At 32.4% G+C, this 24,342-nt stretch carries 24 protein-coding genes; 16 read left to right on the plus strand and 8 right to left on the minus strand.

Going from position 1 to position 24,342, the window contains the following annotated elements:
* The first annotated feature begins 12 nt into the window (after positions 1 to 12).
* Positions 13 to 3,720 carry a metallophosphoesterase gene (locus LG649_RS09710; protein ID WP_226543637.1) on the plus strand — a complete coding sequence of 1,236 codons (3,708 nt, stop codon included), beginning with the start codon at positions 13 to 15 and terminating at the stop codon, positions 3,718 to 3,720.
* A gap of 100 nt (positions 3,721 to 3,820) precedes the next feature.
* A complete protein-coding gene (gene trxA, locus LG649_RS09715) occupies positions 3,821 to 4,132 on the plus strand; it encodes a thioredoxin (protein WP_226543638.1) in 312 nt (103 codons plus the stop codon).
* Here the strand turns inward: trxA and LG649_RS09720 are convergent.
* Entirely contained in the window at positions 4,129 to 4,962 is an 834-nt protein-coding gene (locus LG649_RS09720; protein WP_226543639.1) for a hypothetical protein, read from the minus strand. The genes trxA and LG649_RS09720 overlap by 4 nt on opposite strands.
* Before the next feature lie 44 nt (positions 4,963 to 5,006).
* Here LG649_RS09720 and LG649_RS09725 point away from each other — a divergent pair, with 44 nt between their 5' ends.
* Positions 5,007 to 6,218 (plus strand): BaiN/RdsA family NAD(P)/FAD-dependent oxidoreductase, encoded by a 1,212-nt coding sequence (locus tag LG649_RS09725; RefSeq protein ID WP_226543640.1) that lies wholly within the window; start codon positions 5,007 to 5,009, stop codon positions 6,216 to 6,218.
* Here LG649_RS09725 and LG649_RS09730 read toward each other — a convergent pair.
* Positions 6,215 to 6,979: an NAD(P)H-binding protein gene (locus LG649_RS09730; protein WP_226543641.1), complete on the minus strand. Its 765-nt coding sequence runs from the start codon at positions 6,977 to 6,979 to the stop codon at positions 6,215 to 6,217. The two genes, LG649_RS09725 and LG649_RS09730, sit on opposite strands and share 4 nt — an antisense overlap.
* A gap of 69 nt (positions 6,980 to 7,048) precedes the next feature.
* Between LG649_RS09730 and LG649_RS09735 the strand changes: the two genes are divergently transcribed.
* From LG649_RS09735 to LG649_RS09795, 13 genes are all read left to right on the plus strand, one after another.
* Positions 7,049 to 7,579, plus strand: coding sequence for a DUF1697 domain-containing protein (locus LG649_RS09735; protein ID WP_226543642.1), 531 nt, complete (start codon positions 7,049 to 7,051; stop codon positions 7,577 to 7,579).
* 80 nt (positions 7,580 to 7,659) lie between these two features.
* On the plus strand, positions 7,660 to 8,748 hold the full coding sequence (locus LG649_RS09740) for a diphosphomevalonate/mevalonate 3,5-bisphosphate decarboxylase family protein (RefSeq protein WP_226543643.1): 1,089 nt from the start codon (positions 7,660 to 7,662) through the stop codon (positions 8,746 to 8,748).
* A gap of 28 nt (positions 8,749 to 8,776) precedes the next feature.
* Positions 8,777 to 9,703, plus strand: a complete 927-nt coding sequence (locus LG649_RS09745) for a mevalonate kinase family protein (protein WP_226543644.1) — start codon at positions 8,777 to 8,779, stop codon at positions 9,701 to 9,703.
* Between the two features lie 57 nt (positions 9,704 to 9,760).
* Positions 9,761 to 10,663 carry a geranylgeranylglycerol-phosphate geranylgeranyltransferase gene (locus tag LG649_RS09750; RefSeq protein WP_226543645.1) on the plus strand — a complete coding sequence of 301 codons (903 nt, stop codon included), beginning with the start codon at positions 9,761 to 9,763 and terminating at the stop codon, positions 10,661 to 10,663.
* 182 nt (positions 10,664 to 10,845) lie between these two features.
* Positions 10,846 to 11,718, plus strand: coding sequence for a pseudouridine synthase (locus LG649_RS09755; protein ID WP_226543646.1), 873 nt, complete (start codon positions 10,846 to 10,848; stop codon positions 11,716 to 11,718).
* Positions 11,719 to 11,745: 27 nt separating this feature from the next.
* Positions 11,746 to 12,108, plus strand: a complete 363-nt coding sequence (locus tag LG649_RS09760; RefSeq protein WP_317197658.1) for a GIY-YIG nuclease family protein — start codon at positions 11,746 to 11,748, stop codon at positions 12,106 to 12,108.
* A gap of 461 nt (positions 12,109 to 12,569) precedes the next feature.
* Positions 12,570 to 13,967: an arginine decarboxylase gene (locus tag LG649_RS09765; protein WP_226543647.1), complete on the plus strand. Its 1,398-nt coding sequence runs from the start codon at positions 12,570 to 12,572 to the stop codon at positions 13,965 to 13,967.
* Positions 13,957 to 14,892, plus strand: a complete 936-nt coding sequence (gene speB, locus LG649_RS09770) for an agmatinase (protein WP_226543648.1) — start codon at positions 13,957 to 13,959, stop codon at positions 14,890 to 14,892. The genes LG649_RS09765 and speB overlap by 11 nt, the downstream gene beginning before the upstream one ends.
* A complete protein-coding gene (locus LG649_RS09775) occupies positions 14,882 to 15,856 on the plus strand; it encodes a deoxyhypusine synthase family protein (protein ID WP_226543649.1) in 975 nt (324 codons plus the stop codon). Before speB ends, LG649_RS09775 begins: the two co-directional genes overlap by 11 nt.
* 30 nt (positions 15,857 to 15,886) lie before the next feature.
* On the plus strand, positions 15,887 to 16,198 hold the full coding sequence (locus tag LG649_RS09780; RefSeq protein ID WP_044630996.1) for a hypothetical protein: 312 nt from the start codon (positions 15,887 to 15,889) through the stop codon (positions 16,196 to 16,198).
* 17 nt (positions 16,199 to 16,215) lie between these two features.
* A complete protein-coding gene (locus LG649_RS09785) occupies positions 16,216 to 16,437 on the plus strand; it encodes a hypothetical protein (protein ID WP_044630997.1) in 222 nt (73 codons plus the stop codon).
* A gap of 19 nt (positions 16,438 to 16,456) precedes the next feature.
* Complete coding sequence (locus LG649_RS09790) at positions 16,457 to 17,242, plus strand: RMD1 family protein (protein ID WP_226543650.1); 786 nt, start codon at positions 16,457 to 16,459, stop codon at positions 17,240 to 17,242.
* A gap of 138 nt (positions 17,243 to 17,380) precedes the next feature.
* Positions 17,381 to 17,728 (plus strand): hypothetical protein, encoded by a 348-nt coding sequence (locus LG649_RS09795; RefSeq protein ID WP_226543651.1) that lies wholly within the window; start codon positions 17,381 to 17,383, stop codon positions 17,726 to 17,728.
* Between the two features lie 42 nt (positions 17,729 to 17,770).
* Here LG649_RS09795 and LG649_RS09800 read toward each other — a convergent pair whose 3' ends face one another.
* The 6 genes from LG649_RS09800 to LG649_RS09825 form a co-directional block, all read right to left on the minus strand.
* Positions 17,771 to 18,592, minus strand: a complete 822-nt coding sequence (locus LG649_RS09800) for an alpha/beta hydrolase (protein WP_226543652.1) — start codon at positions 18,590 to 18,592, stop codon at positions 17,771 to 17,773.
* Positions 18,573 to 19,964 (minus strand): mannosyltransferase, encoded by a 1,392-nt coding sequence (locus LG649_RS09805; RefSeq protein ID WP_226543653.1) that lies wholly within the window; start codon positions 19,962 to 19,964, stop codon positions 18,573 to 18,575. Before LG649_RS09805 ends, LG649_RS09800 begins: the two co-directional genes overlap by 20 nt.
* A gap of 133 nt (positions 19,965 to 20,097) precedes the next feature.
* Complete coding sequence (locus LG649_RS09810; RefSeq protein ID WP_226543654.1) at positions 20,098 to 21,588, minus strand: cellulose synthase family protein; 1,491 nt, start codon at positions 21,586 to 21,588, stop codon at positions 20,098 to 20,100.
* Entirely contained in the window at positions 21,585 to 22,280 is a 696-nt protein-coding gene (locus LG649_RS09815; RefSeq protein WP_226543655.1) for a glycosyltransferase family 2 protein, read from the minus strand. Before LG649_RS09815 ends, LG649_RS09810 begins: the two co-directional genes overlap by 4 nt.
* Positions 22,280 to 22,753 (minus strand): toxin-antitoxin system YwqK family antitoxin, encoded by a 474-nt coding sequence (locus LG649_RS09820; RefSeq protein ID WP_226543656.1) that lies wholly within the window; start codon positions 22,751 to 22,753, stop codon positions 22,280 to 22,282. The genes LG649_RS09815 and LG649_RS09820 overlap by 1 nt, the downstream gene beginning before the upstream one ends.
* Complete coding sequence (locus LG649_RS09825; RefSeq protein ID WP_226543657.1) at positions 22,753 to 24,342, minus strand: 4Fe-4S binding protein; 1,590 nt, start codon at positions 24,340 to 24,342, stop codon at positions 22,753 to 22,755. The genes LG649_RS09820 and LG649_RS09825 overlap by 1 nt, the downstream gene beginning before the upstream one ends.

Raw genomic sequence — 24,342 nt, forward strand, 5'->3', positions numbered from 1 at the left:
TAACCCTCTCTAATGAACATTCAATTCAAGCGATTATCTATAGCTTTAAGTTTAATTCTTTTAAGTGCATGTGCAACCTATAAAACGCAATATAATGCAGACGTTATTTCGGGTAGTTTTAACGAGTCTGATATTGTGTATTCTTTTTATCTAATTGGTGATGCTGGAAACTCGCCTGTAGGCTCAAAATCTCAAGCAGTTCAAGCTTTAGAGGCTACTTTAAAAGAAGCTCCAAAGGCAAGTACAGTTTTGTTTTTAGGCGATAATATTTACCCTAAAGGCATGCCAGACAAAGATGAGAAAGGCAGAGAATTTGCAGAACATCAATTAAATGTTCAAACCGAAATAGTTAAAGATTTTAAAGGTGATGCTATTTTTATTCCCGGAAATCATGATTGGTACAGTAACGGATTAAAGGGATTAAAACGGCAAGAAAAATATATTGAAGATAAACTTGGCAAAAATACTTTTTTACCTGAAGATGGATGCCCAATTGAAAAAGTTGAAATTTCAGAAGATATAACACTTTTAATTGTAGATACAGAATGGTATTTAGTGAATTGGGACAAACACCCAACAATTAATGATGATTGCGATATAAAAACACGGTCTAAATTTTTAGATGAATTAGAAAGTGAAATTAAAAAGGCTCGAGGTAAAACTACAGTTATAGCTTTACATCATCCCATGTTTAGTAATGGGCCTCACGGTGGTAAATATTCTGTAAAACAACATTTAAAGCCCATACCTGTTTTAGGGACTTTAAAAAATATAGTGCGTAAAACAAGTGGCGGTTCTCCTGAAGATTTGCAGAATAAAAAGTACAACGATTTAAAAAAGCGTGTAGTAACATTAGCTCAAGAAAACGATAAAGTAATTTTTGTTTCTGGCCACGAGCATAGTTTACAATATTTAGTTAGAGATAATTTGCCACAAATAATTAGCGGAGCCGGATCAAAATCTACACCAACCCGAAACGTTGCAGACGAGTTTTCATCTAGTAACCCAGGTTATGCAAGATTAGATGTGCTTAAAAACGGGGCATCTTTCGTGCGTTTTTATTCTGCTACCAATAAGATTTTATTTCAAACTCAAGTGCATAAAAAAGACAGATCGGATGAAATTTTCGATTTCGATAGTAATTTCCCAGACCAAGTTTCAGCATCAATATACACGCAGGAAGAAATTGATAAATCTAAATTATACAAGGCTATTTGGGGCGAACGTTATCGAGAAGTTTATGGAACAAACGTAGAAGCACCAACCGTAAATTTAGATACACTTTTTGGCGGTTTAACACCTTTTAGAAAAGGAGGAGGGCATCAATCAAAATCACTTCATTTAAAAGATAAAAATGGGGCGCGTTACGTTATGCGTGCTTTACGTAAAAGTGCTTTGGTTTACCTACAAGCAACGGTATTTTTAAATCAGTATATAGAAGGGCAGTTTGAAGATACTGCGCCGGCAAATTTAATTCAAGACTTTTTTACAGGGTCGCACCCATATGCTCCATTTGTAACCGCAACATTATCCGATCCTTTAGGAATTTATCATACAAACCCAGTGCTTTATTATGTACCTAAACAAAACGCTTTAGGATTGTTTAATGAAGATTTTGGAGATGAATTATACATGATTGAAGAACATCCTTCTGATGGTCACGACAACATAAAAAGTTTCGGCTACGCAAAAGATATTGTAAGTACAGATGATTTAAGAGAGCATTTAAGAAAAGATGAAAAATATAGCGTAGACGATATTGGATATTTAAGAGCTCGTTTATTTGATATGACTATTGGTGATTGGGATAGGCATACCGACCAATGGCGTTGGGCAGAGTTTGAAATAAGTGATGATGAAGTAGTTTACAAAGCAGTGCCAAGAGATCGCGACCAAGTATTTTCTATAATGGGAGATGGTGCATTTATGCAATACGGTACACGTTTTATACCAGCTTTAAAATTAATGGAAGGTTTTAATGATGATATTAGAAGTGTAAAAGGCTTCAACTTTAGCCCATTTGGGTTAGATAATATGCTGCTAAACAAAACCACAAAGCAGCAATGGAATGAACAGGTTGCTTTTATTCAAAAGCATTTAACCGATGAAGTTATCGATGAAGCTTTAAACCAGTTTCCTAAAGAGGTTCAAAATCCAGAAACCTTAGCAAGAATAAAACGTGTTTTAAAAGCTCGACTTAAAAATTTACCAGAAATTGCCAATGCGTATTTTAAAGTTCTAAATAAAACGGTGGTAATAACAGGAACAGATAAAGATGATTTTTTCGATATAGAACGCCTACCAAATGGCGAGACAAAAGTTTCTGTTTATAGAAATATTGATGGAAAAAGAGATAAACAATTCTATGAAAAAACCTTCAATAAAAATGACAATAAAGAAATCTGGATTTATGGTTTAGATGATAAAGATGTTTTTAATGTTTTTGGTGAAGGAAACAAATACATAAAAGTTCGATTAATAGGTGGTCAAAATAAAGATACTTATAATATCGAAAATGGTAAAAACCTTAAGTTTTACGATTATAAATCAAAAGAAAGTATAGTTACAACAAACAAAGGAAGCAAGCATTTAACTAACGATTATAATACCAATGTTTACGATTTTACCAAGCCTAAAAATAATACCAATCAAGTGGTGCCTTCAATTGGTTACAATCCAGACGATGGTGTAAAAATAGGAGCGGTAAACACGTATACTACTTATGGGTTTAAACGAAGTCCGTTTACCACACAGCATAGTTTTTCTGCGGCTTATTTTTTTGCAACAAGTGGTTTCGATTTAGGGTACAATGCAGAATTTGCAAATGTTGTAAATAAATGGAATTTAGCCGTCGATACTAGGTTTACAAGCCCTAATTATGCCATAAATTACTTTGGTTACGGTAATAGCACAATCAACCCCGAAGCAGATGAAAATGATGGATTAGATGTCGATTTAGATTATAACCGTGTTAAAATACGTAAGTTTAAAATTGCGCCAGCTTTAGTTTGGCGAGGTGAATTAGGAGCCAGTTGGCAATTAGGGTTATCTTATGAAAATAATGAGGTAGATAACACCGCTGGTCGTTTTGTTAGTCAACCAAACGTGTTGCCAAATTCGGTATTTGATAATCAAAATTTTGTTGGTGTTAATGCTAAATATCAATTTGATAATGTAGATTATCCCACATTTCCAACAATGGGGATGCACGTGGCTTTAGAAGCGGGTTATAAAAATAATACCGATAACTCGAATAGTTACGCTTATGTAATTCCAGAATTAGCCTTCGATTATAAAATTATACCAAGCGGTCAATTGGTATTTGCAACAAAATCCAGAGCACATTTTAATATAGGTGATGATTTTGAGTTTTACCAAGCCGCAAACATTGGTGCAAAAACGGGATTAAGAGGATACAGGAACGAGCGTTTTATTGGTAAAACCGCTTTTACTCAAAGTTCTGATATTCGAGTGAACTTGCGTCGAATTAGAACAGGATTATTGCCATTAAATATTGGCGTTTATGGTGGTTTTGATGTTGGTAGAGTATGGGTAGATAACGATTTTGTTTTAAGTACAGAAAGTAATAGTGATACATGGAATACCTCTTTAGGAGGTGGTGTTTTTGCCGATTTATCTCAGCTTACAACATTAAATGCATCATTATTTCATAGTGAAGATGGTGTGCGTTTTGCATTTAGATTAGGCTTTGCCTTTTAATATTTTATGTGACGAATTTACACTTTTGGTGTCTTATAAATAATTAAGTAATCCATGGTGTGTTTTTACGACTAATAATTCCCCCTAAAAAAAACATATTATGATTAATAGCTTTAATGAGATTGTAAACTCAAAAAAAACAGTTTTAGTAGATTTTTATGCCACTTGGTGTGGGCCTTGTCAAGCCCTAATGCCAATTTTAAAAGAGGTTAAAGATGAGGTAGGTGATGATGTGAAAATTGTAAAAATAGATATTGATAAAAACAACGAACTTGCCGTAAATTATCAAGTACGTAGTGTGCCAACCATGATTTTATTTGTAGATGGTAAACCACGTTGGAGGCAATCTGGAGTGCTTCAAAAAAACGAAATACTTAACGTTTTAGATGTTCAAGCATCTGTAAAAGTTTAATCGATTTTAATAGTATAAAGTCGACCACCGGTGTCACCATTTTTTTCATCGGTTAAAAAGAGGGTATTGTTATTTTTATAGCAGATACCCTCTTTTTGTGTTATGGAATTAAATCCAACAGTTTGGTGTTTGCCATTAAAAAAATTATCACTCGTAAAGTCGCTAAACAAATGAATTTTATGTTGGGTTAAAATAGCAATTTCTTTACCATCGTCACGAATATCGGCAGCAGTAACCCAATCATAATCATTGTCTCCAAAATTATAATTGCCAATTAATTTAGCTTTTTGTTTACCACTTTTGGCAGGAAGTTTATATACTTTAGTTTTGCCATGTTCGTTATTTACACGTGTTTTGGTAAATAAATAGAAGTTATTATTAAAGTAAAAAAAAGCTTCACAATCAAAATACAACTCGCTTTTTTTTGGTGAATAATCGTCTTGGTCTTCGTAAGTAAAAGAAATAGTTTCTATATCAATTTTGTCATCAGAATCTAAATTTGATGCATTTACTTTTAATATTTTTAAATGCTTACGGTCGCTGCCATTATTACCAAAATCACCTATGTAAATATTGCCTTTTTCATCTGATGTAATGTCTTCCCAATCATGGTTTTTTGCATCAATTTTTAATTTCTTTTCAATATCTCCTTCTTCATTAACTAAAAATAAATGCGATTTGTTTCCACTATCGTTAAGCATCCAAATACCATTGTTTTCAATAGTTGTTTCGTTACCAGAAACTTCATTCAAATCTTTTGGTAAATCTACACTTTGGTCTTGGCAGTTTGCCACCAAAACAAATAGAAATAAGTAAGCGTGTTTAAGCATAAAACAAGTTTTAAATGCTAAATTTACAGTGTTTTTTTAACTCTATGAATACATTTAACGTTATTATAATAGGTGGTGGTGCCGCTGGTTTTTTTACTGCAATTAATATTGCTAAGCAAAATCCAGATTTAAAAGTTGCTGTTTTAGAAAAGGCTAAAACAGGACTGCAAAAGGTGAAAATTTCTGGTGGCGGACGTTGTAATGTTACGCATGCAGAATTTATTCCGCAGGAATTAGTAACTAATTATCCTAGAGGAGAAAAGGAGTTACTTGGACCGTTTCATCAGTTTATGACGGGCGATACTATGGCGTGGTTTGAGGAACGCGGTGTTGCGTTAAAAATTGAAGATGACGGACGTATGTTTCCGGAATCAAATTCTTCTCAAACTATAATAGATTGCTTTTTAAAAGAAGCTGAAAAATATAAGGTTGAGGTTATTTATAGTTCGGGCGTATTAAATATTGAGAAGCACGATAATGCTTGGGTATTACAAACAAAAACAGAAGTATTTTATACAGAAAAGGCTGTAGTTGCTACGGGTAGTAGCGTAAAAATGTGGGATATTTTAAAAACCTTAAATCATACTATTATAAATCCTGTGCCGTCATTGTTTACATTTAATGTTACCGATAAACGTATAAAAAACATACCGGGTGTTGTGGTGCAAAATGTTACCGTTAAAGTTTTAAATACAAATTTAGAATCTACTGGGCCGCTTTTGGTAACACATGTTGGTTTTAGTGCGCCTTCAATTTTAAAATTATCTGCTTTTGGCGCTGTTGAACTCGCCGAAATGAACTACGATTTTGATATTGAAATTAATTTTATTCAGCAAGAATTTAATCAATGTCTAGATGCTTTAAAGCAATTAAAACAGGAGTTAGCAAAAAAAACGGTGTTTAAATTTGCTCAGTTTGGTATTCCAAAGCGTTTGTGGCAAAAATTAGTTTTAGCTTCAAAAATAGAAGAAAGTAAAACTTGGGCAGATATTAATAAAACTCAACTAGAAAATTTAGCCACACAACTTACAAAAGCAGTGTTTCAAGTAAAAGGAAAAAGCACTTTTAAAGATGAGTTTGTAACTGCTGGTGGTGTAGATTTAAAAGAGGTAAACTTTAAAACTTTTGAAAGTAAGCTTCATAAAAATCTGTTTTTTGCCGGCGAAGTTTTAAATATTGACGCCATAACAGGAGGTTTTAATTTTCAAAATGCTTGGACTAGTGGTTTTATTGTGGCTAGAAGTATAGCTGATTAAATATTCAATAAATCAGAATGTAAAAATTTGTAATCCAGAGTTTTAATTAGTTTTTCAGGACTTATTTTTTTGTATTGTAAAGGTTGCGAATCATTAAAAACAGGAATTGGTTTTCCTAAGCTTTTTCTAGCTTGAATGTAAAATGCTTTTCTTGTTGGGTGATGGTTGGCACAAGCATTAAATGTTTCTCCAAAAATATCAAATTCTATTATTTTAGAAATAATCGCAATACAATCGTCGCGATGAATCATGTTTACAAAACCGTTGGGCTGCGGTATTTCTTTATCTTTAAACCAATTCCCAGGTTGACGTTGCCCGCCAAATAAGCCAGCAAACCTAATAATTGTAGTTTTAAAAGTTGTGTTATTTCTAAATAAGGCTTCAACCTTTGTAAGTAAGGAATCTATAGTTTCATCGGTTTCTGTGTAAGTTTTATTACCTCGTGGGTAAACCGATGTGGAGCTAATAAAAATCACTTTTTTTACAGAAGACGTTTCAATAGCCTGAACCAAATTTTGGTAAGCTTCAAAACGTTTTGATGTTATCATGATAAGTAAAATATCAGTATTTAAAAAATCTTTGAAATCTGGGTTTTCCTCAATGTTTACAGTATAAGGCGTTATGCCTTCAGATTTAAAGTCGTTAACTTTTTCTAAAGAAGTTGTCGAGCCTTTAATTTTGTGGCCTTTAGCTATAAAGTGTTTTGCTAAAGGAAAACCTAACCAACCACAACCTAAAATGCTATATGTTTTTGTACTCATGCTTTTCTGTAAAAATACGGATAGTTTAATAATTTAAGTTTTATATTGTAAACATAATTTAATCTAAAAATGAAAACTTTTATAGCACTACTGCGAGGTATAAACGTAAGCGGAAAAAATAAAATCCCGATGGCAGATTTGCGTGCATTACTAATAGAATCTGGTTTACAAAATGTACAAACCTATATACAAAGTGGAAATGTGGTTTTTGAATCTTCAGAAGAAAATAATAATATTTTAGAAACTTTAATTAATCAAGCTATTGCCAAAAAGTTTAAGTTTAATGTACCTATTTTAGTGCTTACTCCAAAGGAATTAAGTGTAATTTTTAATAACAGCCCATTTCCGCAAGAGCAAAAAGAAAACAGCTATTTTGCATTTTTATTTCAAGCTCCTAATAATAGCTTGATTGAAGAAGTTTCAGAATTAAATTACCCCAACGAAAGTTTTAAAATAACTCCTAATTGCGTTTACTTTTACTCGTCTGTTGGTTATGGTAGAGCAAAGTGCAATAATAATTTTTTTGAGCGTAAATTACAGGTTACAGCTACAGCCAGAAATTACAAAACGACCTTAAAATTAATGTACTTATCAAATTAAAAAACTATTGCTTATTTTTGCAAGCAATTTTTTCTGTAAAGAGTCCGTTTCGTGGCAGTTGCACTCATAATTTTTATTGAATGATAGTAGAAGAATTTATAACAAAATCTTATCCAAAAACCATTGAAGAAGGTAAAGTAGCTTGGGAATCGCCAAGTAACATTGCTTTGGTAAAATATTGGGGTAAAAAAGAACACCAAATACCAGCAAATCCCTCTATAAGTTTTACACTTAGTAAGTGCAAAACCATAACTGTTTTAGAGTTTTCTGAAAAAGAAAATAAAACCGATTTTTCGTTTGACGTGTTTTTAAATAATGAGAAAAAAGATGATTTCAAACCAAAAATAGAAACGTTTTTTAAACGTGTTGAAGCGTATTTACCGTTTTTAAAAAACTATCATTTTGTTATAAAAACCGAAAATACATTTCCGCATAGTTCGGGCATTGCTTCATCGGCATCAGGAATGAGTGCTTTAGCTTTGTGTTTAACCAGTGTAGATAGAATGCTAAGCAAAAACCATGAGCATTTAAATAAGTCGTTTTTTAATAAAAAGGCGTCGTTTTTAGCACGCTTGGGTTCTGGTAGCGCTTGCCGAAGTATTGAAGGTAGTTTGGTAACATGGGGAACACACGAAGCTTTTGCAGAAAGTTCCGATTTATACGGTGTTAAATACCCGTTTGAAGTTCATGAAAACTTTAAAAACTACCATGATACTATTTTGTTGGTAGATAAAGGAGAAAAACAAGTTAGTAGCACAGTTGGGCACGGTTTAATGCATAACCACCCATTTGCCGAAGAGCGCTTTAAGCAGGCACATAAAAATTTAAACGATTTGATAGCTGTTTTTAAGTCAGGCGATTTAGATGCATTTATAAAAATTGTAGAAAGTGAAGCTTTAACCCTTCATGCTATGATGATGACTAGCATGCCGTATTTTATTTTAATGAAACCTAATACGTTACAAGTAATAAATAAAATATGGGCGTATCGCGAAAAAACAGATTCTAAAGTGTGTTTTACTTTAGATGCTGGGGCGAATGTGCATATGCTTTATCCAGAAAATGAAGCTAAAAATATTAATCAATTTATTAACAATGAGTTGGTTGAGCATTGTCAAAATGGTCAATATATTAATGACAAAATAGGATTGGGAGCAAAATTGTTGTAACTTTGCTAAACTATTTAAGCTTCAAATCATGAAAGGACCATTATTTTATTCTAAAATTTTACTTTTTGGTGAATACGGAATTATTAAAGATTCCAAAGGTTTATCTATACCATATAATTTTTATAATGGTGCTTTAAAAAAGAGCGAAAACCCAAGTGAAACGGCAATAAAATCGAACGAAAGCTTAAAAAAATACGTAGATTATTTAGCAGCAATAAATCCAGAATTAGTTGTTTTTGATATTGAAACACTAAAATCTGATGTTGCAGATGGCATGTATTTCGATTCTTCAATTCCGCAAGGTTATGGTGTTGGTAGTAGCGGAGCGCTAGTAGCTGCGATTTACGATAAATACGCTAAAAATAAAATAACAGTTCTTGAAAATTTAACCAGAGAAAAATTATTAGAATTAAAAGCGATTTTCTCTGAAATGGAATCGTTTTTTCACGGAAAATCGTCTGGTCTCGATCCTTTAAATAGTTATTTAAGCATTCCTATTCTTATAAATTCTAAAGATAATATTGAAGCAACCGGTATTCCTGCACAACAAAATGGTAAAGGCGCTGTGTTTTTAATAGATAGCGGTATCGTTGGCGAAACAGCGCCAATGGTTAGTATTTTTATGGAAAATATGAAGCAAGAAGGTTTCCGTAATATGCTTAAAGATAAATTTATAAAACATACCGATGCTTGTGTTGAAGATTTTTTAAGCGGAAACATAAAATCGTTATTCAGAAATACTAAACAACTATCAAAAGTGGTGTTAAACCATTTTAAACCAATGATTCCTAAGCAATTTCATGAGCTTTGGAAAAAAGGTTTAGATACCAACGAGTATTACTTAAAACTTTGTGGTTCTGGCGGTGGTGGCTATATTTTAGGGTTTACCGAAGATATAGAAAAAGCAAAACAATCTTTATCAAATTATAAACTAGAAGTCGTTTATAATTTTTAATTAAATTTTCTGTCACCCTGGGCGTAGTCGAAGGGTCAAAACATTTTTAACTTCTTTATGCTAAATAGAAGACAGAAACATATTCTACTTAAGTTTTTTAGTATGTTTTCTGTAGTGCGCGGTTACAATATTTTGGCTATTGTAATAGCTCAATACTTAACAGCAAATTACATTTTAGCTCACGATTTACCAGTTCGCCAAGTTTTGCTAGATATTAATTTGTTTTTACTTGTGTTAGCCTCGGCAGCAACTATAGCTGGAGGTTATATTATAAATAACTTTTACGACTCCGAGAAAGATTTAATTAACAAGCCAATAAAATCGAAACTAGATAAATTGGTAAGTCAAAATACAAAGTTGTCATTTTACTTTGTACTTAATTTTTTAGCTGTTGTTTTTGCAAGTTATGTGGCATTTAATGCTGTACTCTTTTTTGCATGTTACATATTTGCCATTTGGTTGTATTCGCATAAATTAAAAAAACTACCAATAGTTGGTAATCTAGTGTCTGCAATACTAACTATTTTGCCATTTTTTGCCATATTTATGTATTATAAAAATTACGAAACAGTAATTTTTGTACATGCAACATTTTTGTTTTTAATAATATCTATGCGGGAACTCACAAAAGATTTAGAAAATATAAAAGGCGATTTACTTCAAGATTACCACACGATACCCGTTGTTTATGGCGAAAAGGCATCAAAAATAATGCTTGCTTTTCTAGCTGTTTTAACGTTAGTGCCAACCTATTTACTACTTTTTAAATACCAAATAGGATATATGAATTTGTATTTTTATGCTAGCATTTTTTTATTGATTGTTTTTGTTGCAATGCTTTGGTACTCAAAAGATAAGTTGCATTATTTAATACTTCATAATATTTTAAAAATTATATTGTTAACAGGAGTTTTTAGTATATTATTAATAGACGTAAGTGTTATTTTAAACAGAATTTAATGGTTTTGGGCGTTTTTACAACTTTTTATGAAGTTGTAAACCGCGCTTTCGCAAGTCGCTGTGCAAAATACATTTTGCACGAGCTCCAACAATTGCTCAATCGCTAACGCAAAAAAAATCGTAAATTAAAAAGTCTAAATCGTTAATTTTAAAGTATATCTTTGCACAAAAATTAAAATACTATGAGCAGGAACCAAGGCAGAGGCAGTAATAAAAATACATCAAGAGGTGGAAGCAGTTCTAATAAACGAACTAGTTTTTCACGAGGTAATTCACCAATTAAAAATCAAGGTGGTTTTACAAAGCCCTCGAATAGCACAAAGCCAAAAGCGCCAAAAAAATCTAACCCAGACGAAGTTAGGTTAAATAAATATATTGCCAATTCTGGTATTTGTTCTCGTAGAGAGGCCGATGTGCATATAGCCACAGGCTTAGTAAGTGTAAATGGTAAAGTTGTTACCGAAATGGGTTACAAAGTAAAACCAGGAGACGAGGTGCGTTATGATGGTTCTCGTGTAAACCCAGAACAAAAAGCTTATGTGTTATTAAACAAACCAAAAGGTTTCGCAACCACAAATAGCGAAGGAAAGGGCAGAACAGTAATGGATTTAGTTGCCAATGCTACAAATGCTAATATTAGGCCAATTGGTCGTTTAGGCAGAAATTCTAAAGGCTTAATATTGTTTACTAACGATGAAGCTGTGGTAAAAAAGTTTACCAATTCTAAAAATGGTGTGCCTAGGCTATTTCATATAGAGTTAGATAGAAATTTAAAACACGAAGATTTTAAAAAGATTCAAACAGGTTTTAAAATCGATGGTTCGCTTATTGAAGTAGAAGAGATTAGCTACATCGATGGATCAAGTAAAAAGGAAATTGGTTTAAAAATAAAAAATACAGGAAATACTATTATCCGAACCATTTTCGAGCATTTTAGTTACGATATTGTAAGTATAGATTGTGTAGCTATAGCACATTTAACTAAAAAAGATATTCCGCGAGGACATTGGAAGCATTTAACTACTCAAGAGCTTAATAACTTAAAGATGCTTTAGTTTAATTACGAAATAACTTCATTTGTCATGCTGAACTCGTTTCAGCATCTAAAACAATTAACAGTAAGTATGCCAAAACGAGCCTACCATAATTACTGGGTTTACATTTTAACAAACAAACCACAAGGTGTTTTATACATTGGTGTTACTGGAGGAATTGATGATAGAATGGAGCGCCATGTAAAAGGTGAAGGCAGTAAATTTACATCTAAATACAAGTTAAAAAGGTTAGTTTATTTTGAAGAGTTTCAGTACATGGACGATGCTATTGTTCGAGAGAAACAATTGAAGAATTGGCATAGGCAATGGAAAATTAACTTAATTGAAAAGGAAAACCCTAACTGGAATAATTTATGGAAACCTTTAGATTCCGAAACAAGTTCGGAATGACAATCTAGTCTAATTAAATCCCTAAACTCGCGTTAGGGATAGTAGCAGAAAGCCCACAGCAACCCCATGGTAATTGGGTTGCGAGGACTTGTCGCGTATAGCCCGACCCTTGTGGTAACGCCCAATAACATACGTGTTTAAAATTTTTTTCATTTTTTTTAAAAAAATATTTGCTGTATTAAAAAATAAATTACATTTGCCGCACTTATTAGCTGAACACTTTGAAACCTGTTTCTATGTTCGGGCTTTTGAAAATTAGGAAGTCATATTCAAAAGCAGCTTACAGATTAAGCAACCGAATTTTAAAGCTAACTTCCGTTTCTCCAATTTATGCTGTACAGCATGAGTATGCCTTTGTGCCAACCACACAGAGCCAGTTTCGTATTTGATATTATTTTGTTCTTATTGGCTTAACATGTAGTTAAACTACAATTCTCAATTTTAACATTTTAATAGAATAAATGAATACTAAATATATTGATTTAATCAATCAAACTTTTGATTTTCCTCAAGAGGAATTCGCTTTAAAAAATAAAACATTGGAGTTTCATGGTATTAACCTTATGGAACTTGTCGAGCAATATGGTGCACCGTTAAAATTCACCTATTTGCCACAAATATCGAACAATATACAACGTGCTAAAAACTGGTTTGCTAAGGCTATTGAAAACAATAATTACGCTGGCAAATACAACTATTGCTATTGTACAAAAAGTTCGCATTTTAAACATGTTTTAAATGAAGCCTTAAAAAATGACGTCCACATTGAAACCTCGTCGGCTTTCGATATTGATATTGTAGAATCTTTAAAGGCTGAAGGCAAAATTACAGACGATACCTTTGTAATTAGCAATGGTTTTAAACGTGCACAATATGTAACTAATATTGCTAGATTAATAAATAATGGACACAAAAATGCCATTCCTATTATTGATAATTATGAAGAAATAGACTTATTATCTGAAGAAATTAACGATACCTTTAAAGTAGGCATTCGTATTGCTTCGGAAGAAGAACCTAAGTTCGAGTTTTATACCTCACGATTAGGAATTGGCTACAAAAACATTGTTCCTTTTTATAAAGAACAAATAAAAGATAACAAGAAAGTAGAGCTTAAAATGCTACACTTTTTTATAAACACAGGCATTCGTGATAACGCGTATTACTGGAACGAACTTACAAAATGTTTAAAGGTTTATACCAGCTTAAAAAAGATTTGCCCAAGTTTAGATAGTTTAAATATTGGCGGTGGTTTTCCTATAAAAAACTCTTTAGCTTTCGAGTTCGATTACGAATATATGGTCGATGAGATTGTAAACCAAATTAAGCTAGTTTGCGACGAAGAAGGCGTAGATGTACCAAACATTTTCACCGAGTTTGGTAGTTTTACAGTAGGCGAAAGCGGTGGTGCTATTTACGAAGTATTGTACCAAAAGCAGCAAAACGATCGTGAAAAATGGAACATGATAAACTCATCTTTCATTACTACATTGCCAGATACCTGGGCTATAAATAAACGTTTTGTTATGTTACCTGTAAACCGTTGGCAAGATAGCTACGAGCGTGTGTTATTAGGTGGTTTAACTTGCGATAGCGACGATTATTACAACAGCGAACAGCACATGAATGCTATTTATTTGCCAAAATATAATAAAGACAAACCGTTATATATTGGTTTTTTTAACACTGGTGCATACCAAGAAACTATTGGTGGTTTTGGCGGGTTACAACACTGCCTAATACCATCGCCTAAACATCTGTTAATAGATAGAGATGAAGCAGGCAACTTACAAACAACATTATTTAGCGAACAACAAAAAAGTGAAGACTTACTTAAAATATTAGGTTATGCAAAATAGAACCTACGCAGGTATTCCTGAAGAATACGGAAAATTAGAGCAAGCGAAAATTGTTTTAATTCCGGTACCTTACGATGGTACAAGTACTTGGCAAAAAGGAGCAGATAAAGGTCCAGAGGCATTTTTAGATGCTTCTGAAAATATGGAACTTTTTGATATTGAAACCAGAACTGAAGTTTACAAACAAGGTGTATTTTTAGCGCCTGCAGTTACCGAAAATAGCTCGCCAGAAGCTATGGTTGAAGCTGTGCATGAAGCGACTAAAAAATACATTAAAAAAAATAAATTTGTAACCCTTTTTGGTGGCGAGCATTCTATTTCTATTGGTACAATTCGTGCGTTTAACGAAATGTATGATAACCTAACCGTTTTACAGTTAGATGCTCATGCCGATTTACGCGAAAGTTACGAAGGTTCAACCTGTAACCATGCTTGTGCGGTTTACGAGGCTAGTCAAACTACCAATTTAATTCAGGTTGGTATTCGCTCAATGGATGTTATTGAAACTACCGTTTTAAACGAAGACAAAACCTATTTTGCACACGATATGGCTGTTGATGATTCTTGGATGGATTCGGCAATAGACCAAATGACAGATAATGTGTTTATAACTATAGATCTTGATGCTTTCGATCCGTCAATACTACCAAGTACAGGAACTCCAGAACCTGGCGGTTTATTATGGTACGAAACCTTAGATTTTTTAAAGCAAGTATTCGAAGAAAAAAATGTAGTAGGGTTCGATATTGTTGAACTTTGCCCTAATAAAAATGAAAAATCTTCAGATTTTCTTGCAGCAAAACTATATTACAAAATGCTTAGCTATAAGTTTCAAAATGATGATTTTGATGACGATTTCGATAATGCCAACAATAAAAAAACAGTAAATAAAACCACTAAATTTAAAGATAACGATGCGTACTAAAGGTCCAATTTCTCAATTTATAGAAAACCACTATTTGCATTTCAATGCAGCAGCTTTGGTTGATGCAGCAAAAGGTTACGAAGCTCAATTAGAAAATGGAGCTAAAATGTTAGTATCGCTTGCAGGTGCTATGAGTACAGCAGAACTTGGTAAAAGTTTCGCAGAAATGATCCGTCAAGATAAAGTGCAAATCATATCATGTACAGGTGCAAATTTAGAAGAAGATATTATGAATTTAGTGGCGCATTCGCATTATAAACGTGTGCCAAACTATCGCGATTTAACACCACAGGAAGAATGGAATTTACTTGAAAAAGGATTAAACCGTGTTACCGATACTTGTATTCCAGAAGAAGAGGCTTTTCGTCGTTTACAAGAGCATATTTTTAAAATTTGGAAAGAGGCTGATGATAAAGGTGAGCGTTATTTACCACACGAGTACATGTACAAAATGTTACTTTCTGGTGTGCTAGAGCAGTATTACGAAATAGATTTAAAAGATTCGTGGATGTACGCAGCGGCCGAAAAAAACCTGCCAATTGTTTGCCCAGGTTGGGAAGACAGCACCATGGGGAATATTTTTGCAAGCTACGTTTTAAAGGGCGAGCTTAAAGCAAGTACCATGAAATCGGGTATTGAGTATATGACGTTTTTAGCAGATTGGTATACCGATAATTCAACAAATGGTATTGGTTTCTTTCAAATAGGTGGCGGTATTGCAGGCGATTTTCCTATATGTGTAGTACCAATGTTATACCAAGATATGGAACGTACCGATACACCATTCTGGAGTTATTTTTGCCAAATAAGCGATTCAACAACTAGTTATGGTTCGTATTCAGGAGCTGTACCAAACGAAAAAATAACTTGGGGTAAATTAGATATTGATACGCCAAAATTTATTGTAGAAAGTGATGCAACTATTGTTGCGCCTTTAATTTTTGCTTATCTTTTAGGTCTGTAAATCAGATCAATCTATCTAAATTTTAAAAACATGAAAAATAGAAACGATAACTTAAAACGTGTGATAGTTGATTTTAAGAAACTAACACCAGAAATTTTAGCATTACTTGTTGAAAAATACCCTGATGGTTATGATGATGATCATGTCATTTCGTTTAGAAACCAACATAACGAAATTATTGAAGCCGTAGAGGTTACAACTGCAGATACTAAATATCTGGTTAAAGTAAGTTCTAAACTTGCGGTTACTATGGAAAATTATGATGAAGATGATTATGATGATTTCGAGAGTGACGATCCAGAAGCAGTACAGCCTCCAGATACGGAAGATACAGACGATTAATCACAAATAAATATATTATGAGAACAGCTGTTTTTAAATCTTACGAAAACGGTTATTACAATTTTTGGTTTGAAAATGGAGAAGAATTAGCTTTTGAAGATGTACACCCTAGGGTTTTAAAGCAATTCGATTTAAAAAATGATGAAAGTTTAATAGACAAAGACTTTAAAATAACATTTATTGAAGAAGATGACGGCGATGATGTTATTTATATTGTACAAAGCCTAAAACCACTATAAAAGGTATTTAAAAAAATAAATGTACACCGTAGTTGCTTACCAAGTAGCTAGTGCTATCAATATAAAATCTAGCAAACAACAGTTGCCGTGGCAGCTGTTGTTTCAAGATAGCGACGAACTGTATTATACCAGTTCACCAAATAAATTTATTTACATATTTCAGTATGGCATGGTTAGTTTTTTTAACATGACTAGTACTGAAATAAACCATGCATTGCAAAAACTTAAACCGCAATGCACCAACTATTTTTCAGAAAAATTATCAGATTCGGTTGAAGTTGTTATTAAACCTAACATCTTAAAAGTCGAGTTCGATAATGTTATTTTACCCAATTTAGACGAAGAAATGATTCGTTTAGTTATGCTAAATGCGTCGCAATCTGTGGCTTTAAACCGTTATACCGAAATTACCGAAGAGCTATTAACCGAAACTAATAAACATACCTCATATTTAGAAGCTAACGGTAAGCTCGATATTTCTGGTAACAAGTTAAAGCGTTTTATAGGCAAGGTTTTAAATATTAAAAACAAGATTTCTGAAAATTTATACATTTTCGATTCGCCCGAAATTACTTGGGAAAAAGAAGAACTTAACAGATTAAATCAAGAATTAAAACAAGCCTTCGATTTAAAAGATAGATATCGTGTAATTCACGATCGTATTGAAATTATAAAAGAAAACCTAGAGCTTTTTAAAGATATAATGGACCATAACGAAAGCAGCCGCTTAGAATGGATTATTATTATTTTAATTGTAATTGAGGTTATCGATTTATTTATAACAAAACTTTCAAATATTATTTAACGACACAGATAGTGCATTATAATAACTTAAAATACCAGCAGCTTTAAGGATGAAGTTGTATTAAGTTAAGCCGAAACTTTGGTAGATTTTTTCCGGTTAAAAATATGTCACAAAAAAAATCAAATTTTAAATATTATTATGAAAGCAAAACATTCAATTTTAGGTTTAGTAGCTATTTTAAGTTTTATTTTAACAGGGTTTACCGCTTTAAAAGTTCAAGAAGATACTATTGTTATTACTGCAATTTTTGATGGTAAAGAAGATTATGGATACAATTTTGTTGCAACAAGCGACGATTTAGAGTATACAGTAACATTCCACAAAATAAGTGATGAAGTTGCAAAAAGCTTCGATTTAAACTCAGATAAATTAATAGGAACCAAGTTTAAAATCACCTACACATCTAAAATAGTTGTAACTAAAGATGAAGATGGTTATGATTATGAAGAAGAGATTAATAGCATAAAAAAATTACAAAAATTGTAATAAAATCTAAAAGCTGCCTTAATTTAAATTAAGGCAGCTTTTTTATAAAACGGTTTTTAATAAGTCGTGATACTGTTTGGTAATGTGTATACCATTGTGGCCAGCATCTGTAATATAATACAAAGTGGTTTGCTCTGGTTTTATAGCTTGTAATTTTTTGGCATTAGTTTTGGGGTTAACCAAAAAATCGCGTGTACCACAAAAAATAGTTATTGGGCAAGACACGGTTTTAAGGTATTCGTAAGATTTAATATCGTATTTCATAATCCATTTTGGTACAGGTGGTGCAATTTCGTCTGCAATTAAAGTCTGCCAAGAATAATAAGGAGCGCCTAAAATAAGTTGTTTAGGTTTGTTTTTAGAAGCAACATAACTTGCTAAACCCGAACCAAGCGAAAAACCAAAAACAATAATTTCAGATTCTTTATAGTCTTTTTTTACAAAATTGTATACCTGTTGTGCATCGCTTAAAAGTTCGTTGCTATTGGTGTACGCGCCGTCACTTTTTCCGTAACCACGGTAATCAACAAAAAGCACATCGTAATTGTTTTCTAGATACAAATGTGCACGTGTTCCCCATTCGTGTATGGCGCCAGCATTACCGTGAAAGTATAAAATAATACCTTTAGAGTTATTGGCTTTAAATTTTACGGCGTTTAAATTTATATTAGCATCAACCGGAATATTTAATTCTTCAAAGGGTTCTTTAAAGCTATATTTATAATTTTTGTCTAAAACTTTAGGGTTGAAGAAAAAGCGTTCTTGTTTAAAATATAGAAATATTAAAGAAGCTACATAGAGTACTACAAAGGTTATAATGAAGCGTTTTAAAAATCTGAAAATTTTATAGAAGTTGATGCTCAATGGGTTTCTTTTTAAAAATTTCGAATAAAAATACGCTAAAAACGATAATATATTCTAAAGCTATAACCCATAAATTTTCAGATTTATCCATGGAGTTTAAGTTTAAATAAGCTAAGTAGCTTAAAATAATAACAAAACTCCAAACCAACGGAAATTTGTATTTAGTAAAAACCGATAAAATTAATAACATAGCCAAATACCAAGGATGCACTGTTGTTGCTGTAAAATAATAGAAAGATAAAGCTATTAACATGGCGGTAATTAGTTGTAAAAATGTTTTATTTTTTCTGAAAAAAGTAATGATTAAAACAAAGATTACTACTAGTAGCGAACTTACTTTTCCTATTATGGCAATTTCGTTGTAACCTCGAAATGCATAACCTATTTCTCGCGCTATGTAATACAAACTGGCATTAAACTCGAAATTACTAAACCATAGCGCTACTGTTTTACTGTAATTATTTATAAATTCTGAAGAATAAAAAGGAACGAAAAGCAAAACCGTAGTAGCTAATGCAATACTGTAAAAAGCGGTTAATTTTAATAATTTTGAAATTAATAATTTATTAGATGATTTATTGTTTACAAACCACTGAAAAAACAAGGGTAAAAACAACAAAGGAATGAGTTTGGTTGCTATCGAGCATGCAAATATTATGGCTGCTAAAATCCATTTTTTTGAGTAAAGTAGGTATAAACTCCAAACTAAGAAGCATATCATAACACCTTCAAAATGCAAGTTTCCTGTGAGTTCTATTATTATAAACGGATTTAAAATAAACCAGAATATGTTATACTCTGGAAGATTTAGTTTTGCTAATAGTTTTTTGCCAAAATGTAAGGTGCCAAAATCTGCAATAATTATTAAAATACGCAAAACTACAACAGAGCCTAAAATGCTTTTATTAGCAAAAAATGCGGCAATTACAAAGCATAATTGATTTATTGGTGGGTAGTTTGTAAAATGGCTAGCGTTTAAGCCGCCCATGCCTTCACGGAGTTCTTGAGCTTGAGCTACTGGAAATTGGTTGTTTTGTATAAAATATTCTACGGTATTTAGGTAAGGATTATAACCTTGAAAAAGCATACGACCGTCCCAAATAAAACGGTAAAAATCTTGTGATAGGTTTGGAATGGCGAGTATAAACAACGCACGAAAACTAAAAGCGAAAACGGTTAAGGGTTTGGTGTTGTGTTTAAAAATGTTTACTATTTTATAAAATAGGTAAAATAATGCCGAGTATAGTGTTACTAGTTTTATATAATCGGTGCGGACTAAATTGTATGCAAACGACCAATAAAATAACATGGAAGCAAGTACTAACAATAACGGAATTTTATAAGTTGTTATAAAGTTTTTGTTTAGTAACATACTTTAATTTTTGTTGTTAGCTGCGTTAGCGATTGCAACGGTTAGCTTTTGGCGAGGCGTGCATCGAGCCAAAACTATTAGTGTAAAGCGCGACCCTTAAGGGTAACGCCCAAAAAAGTGTATAAACCTAGATTTATACTTTTGAGGCTAACGATTTAAAAAACACATAGCCAAAACCTACAAATAGCATTAGGTGGAATGGAAATAATCCAAAATCGCCACCTTGGTTGCCTACTATAAAGGCGCTATACATACCAAACCCAAAATAAAGCATAAGTAAACCTTCGAAAACTACATGAATGGATAGGTTTTTTTTCATGTATTTGTTGTTTTTCCAGTTGTCTTTAAATTTGGTAATGTTGAATTTTGGTGTTCTTACAAATTCACTTTTTTTACCAAAATGCCCTTCTAGAACAGCTATGGAGTTATGTAAAGAAAAGCCCATTGCTATTGAGAAAAACACGAAAAACATGCCTACGTATTTAAAGAAATTTTTAAATCCAGCGCCATAAATGTTTTTATACATATGCCAATAGCAAACAAAAAATATTACGGTACTTAACACAAAAAAGCTCATTACATAAAAGTATGGTTTTAAGTGTGCATATTCATTTTTTATGTAAAGCATTGGTATACTTAATATACCTACTATTAATACATTTAAAAACATGGTACTGTTTAATAAATGTAGTAAACCGTGTACTTTGGTTTTAGGTGAAATGTTTTGAGAGGTTAAAACACGGCCTAACATTTTTCTGAAGTTTTCGGCGCCACCCTTATTCCAACGGAATTGTTGTGATCGAGCTGCGCTTATTACTACAGGTAATTCTGCTGGAGTTTCTACATCTTCTAAATATTTAAATTTCCAGTTTTTAAGTTGTGCACGGTAGCTTAAATCTAAATCTTCGGTTAGTGTGTCGCCTTCCCAGTTACCAGCATCTATAATACATGTTTTACGCCATACTCCGGCAGTACCGTTAAAGTTTATAAAATGACCTTTACTGTTACGACCTACTTGCTCTAAAGTAAAATGAGCATCTAGGGCAAAGGCTTGTATTTTTGTTAGTAAAGAATAATTACGATTTATATGGCCCCAACGCGTTTGCACAACACCAATTTCTTGATTTTTAAAATAAGGAACAGTGCGTAGTAACCAATCTGAATTTGGTAAAAAATCGGAATCGAAAATAGCAATAAATTCGCCTTTTGCAATTTCTAAACCTTCTTTAAGCGCACCAGCTTTAAAACCTTTTCTATCGGTTCTGGTAATGTGTTTTATATCTAAACCAGAAGCTTGTAATTTTTCTATATGAGCTTTTGTTGTAACTATGGTTTCGTCTGTAGAGTCATCTAGTACTTGAATTTCTAGTTTGTCTTTAGGGTAATCAATTTCAGCAATGTTATCTAATAGGCGTTCCATAACATACATTTCATTATAAACGGGAAGTTGTATGGTTACCAGTGGAATTTCGTTAGGATTCGAAAAGTTAAATTTTTCACAATTATCTTTAGCTTTTTTAGCACGTAAATAATTAAATAATAAATTTAACTGTGCTAATGCATATAAGAAAATAAGCAATAACGAGATAGAGTAAATTAGAATAATAACAGATTCTAGAATCATTTTTTAATACTGTATTTAAAAATCCAACCGAGTATTTTAACACCGGCAAATATAGCACCTTTTATGGTTCCTGAAACTTTTGAGACACCTATTCTATTTCTATAATTTACTGGAATTTCGGTGTACGACAAATTTTGCTTTAATGCTTTAAGTTGCATTTCTATGGTCCAACCATAGGTTTTGTCTTGCATATTTAAAGCTATAAGTTTATTATACTTTATAGCTCTAAATGGACCTAGATCTGTGTATTTTGCATTAAAAAACAATGACATAAGGTTGGTTGCTAGCCAGTTGCCGAAAATTTGAGGTAAAGTCATAGCGCCTTGTTCCCGAAGTTTTTTAACACGGGCACCTATTACTAGGTCTATATTTTGGTTGGTTATTGGTTTTACTATTTTAGTCAATTCTTGGGGGTAATCACTATAATCACCGTCTAAAAATACAATAATATCTGGTTTTTTAGTTTTTTTTGCGATATAATCTAAACCTTTTAGGCAGGCGTAGCCATAACCTTTCAAATTTTCAGTTAATACAGTTGCTCCAGCTTTTCGTGCATTTTCTTCGGTAGCATCGGTAGAATTGTTGCTTACTACAATAATTTCGCTAACAATATTTGGTATATCGTTAACTACATGAGCTATAGATTCTGCTTCGTTAAAAGCAGGGATAATTACATTTATAATTGGTGTCATTACTCTAGATCGCTTAGGCTATTCTCTTTAGTGAACGATTTAAAATCGGTCCATTCCTTAATTTTTTTTCCAAGCGAATATTTAGCGGCAGATATTAGTTTTTTATTTTTATACATTAAGCAGTAGCCATTTTTTTTGTTGTTTTTTAGTTGGCATTTATGATTGATGTTTCCGTTTTCATCATAAAACACCCACCAATCTATTTTTTGGTTGTTTTTAAAATGTCCTTCGCTAGTTTTTTTACCTTCTTGATTGTAAAACACCCAAAACTTTGCACGCATATTGTTTTTAAAATGCCCACCTTCTTTTAATTTTCCATTACTGTAGAAGGTTTTCCAATATCCAATTTTGTTTTTAGAACTATCTAGCCATCCGCATGATTTTAATTTTCCATTATCAAAGTAATTTCTTTGATAATGTTTTTGTGCGAGTGCAATATTACAAATAAGACAAATAAAAACTATAAAACGCATTACTTTTGATTAACATAATTCATTAAATCGACATCGTTGCCTAATAAAATGTCGTTAGAATTAATACGACCTTTCATGCTATCGTTTTCTAATTTTAAAACACCTCTTGGGCAAACTGCGCTACAAATACCACAACCAACACAACTTGAGCGCACAATATTCTCGCCTTTTTGGGCATAATGTCTAACATCAATTCCCATTTCGCAACTATTGGAGCAGTTACCGCAAGAAATACATTGTCCGCCATTAGTTGTAATTCTAAATTTTGAAAATAAGCGTTGTTGAAAACCAAGTATTGCAGCCATTGGGCAACCAAAACGACACCAAGAACGATTACCTAATATTGGATAAAACCCTGTACCGATTACTCCAGAGAATATAGAACCAATGTAAATACCGTATACCGATCTTAAAGCACTGCCTTTAACAAAAAACAAATGATCTGTAGTACTAGTAAAATGCATAACAAGTAATAGGGCAATAACTGAAAATAAACTAATGGCGCCATACTTAGCATCTTTTGCTAATTCTTTACCTTTAAAATACATTACGCCTGCAAAGACTAGAGTTAAAAAGGCAATAACTAAGCTAATAAAAACACCTTTGGTAAGCCAATATTTGGAGCTATCGGTGCCCAAATAAGAATATACCATTGCCGTAGTCATCACTACAGAAAATACCAGCACTAAATGAATTAACCATCGCTCTATTTTCCAGGCATATAATTTTTTAGATGATAATTGTCTAAACGAATCACCGGCAGTTTCGGCTAATCCGCCACAACCACAAACCCATGAACAATACCAACGTTTTCCATATTTGTAGGTTAAAAATGGAGTGATTACAAAAATGGATATAATACCAAATAATAATAAAGCTAAACCAATTGTGCCGTTTGAAATAAAACCTTTAACAGACCATTGATCGAAAATATAATAGTTTAGTGGCCAGATGCTTTTTAAGTCGTAATACGGTAAATCGTTGTTCATTACATACATGAACTCTGGTATTAAAAAAGCAAAACCTAATTGAAAAAACATAACTGAAATGGTTCGTAATTGTTCGTAACGATTATGTCTGTATTTTAAAATAAACTTATAACCAAATGCTAATATGGCAATGGTATACAAAGTTCCGTAAACAAACCATTGGCTTGCATCTCTACCGCTTAATAATTTACTTAACGGATCGAAAAGTGAAATTAAACCAGTGTTTGCTTCACCATTTTGTCCTAAACCTAAATATTTAGGAAAGAAGTAAAGCACAATATAAAATGAGGTTAAAAAAACACCTAAAATCCAGCCACCAATACCACGAGATGAAATTGATTTAAACCAAACACCATCGTTTTTAATGCCTTCTAATTTTGTTAAATAGGCCTCACGAGAATAAAAAATAGTTCCTATAGAAATGAGTCCTAACGCTAGCGTTAAAAACAATCCTTTATTTGGAAAATTAGTATTAAAAAGCGCTAGTGCTAAAATAATGAGACCAATAGAGCCTAAACCTAAAGCTATTTTTTGTTTAGTAGTTATGTTTAATGCATCTGGTTTTGCTAACGACATGCTTGTATTTAATTTATTACTCAT

Origin of the sequence: Neotamlana laminarinivorans (assembly GCF_020523925.1) — a bacterium.
Lineage (GTDB): Bacteria > Bacteroidota > Bacteroidia > Flavobacteriales > Flavobacteriaceae > Neotamlana > Neotamlana laminarinivorans.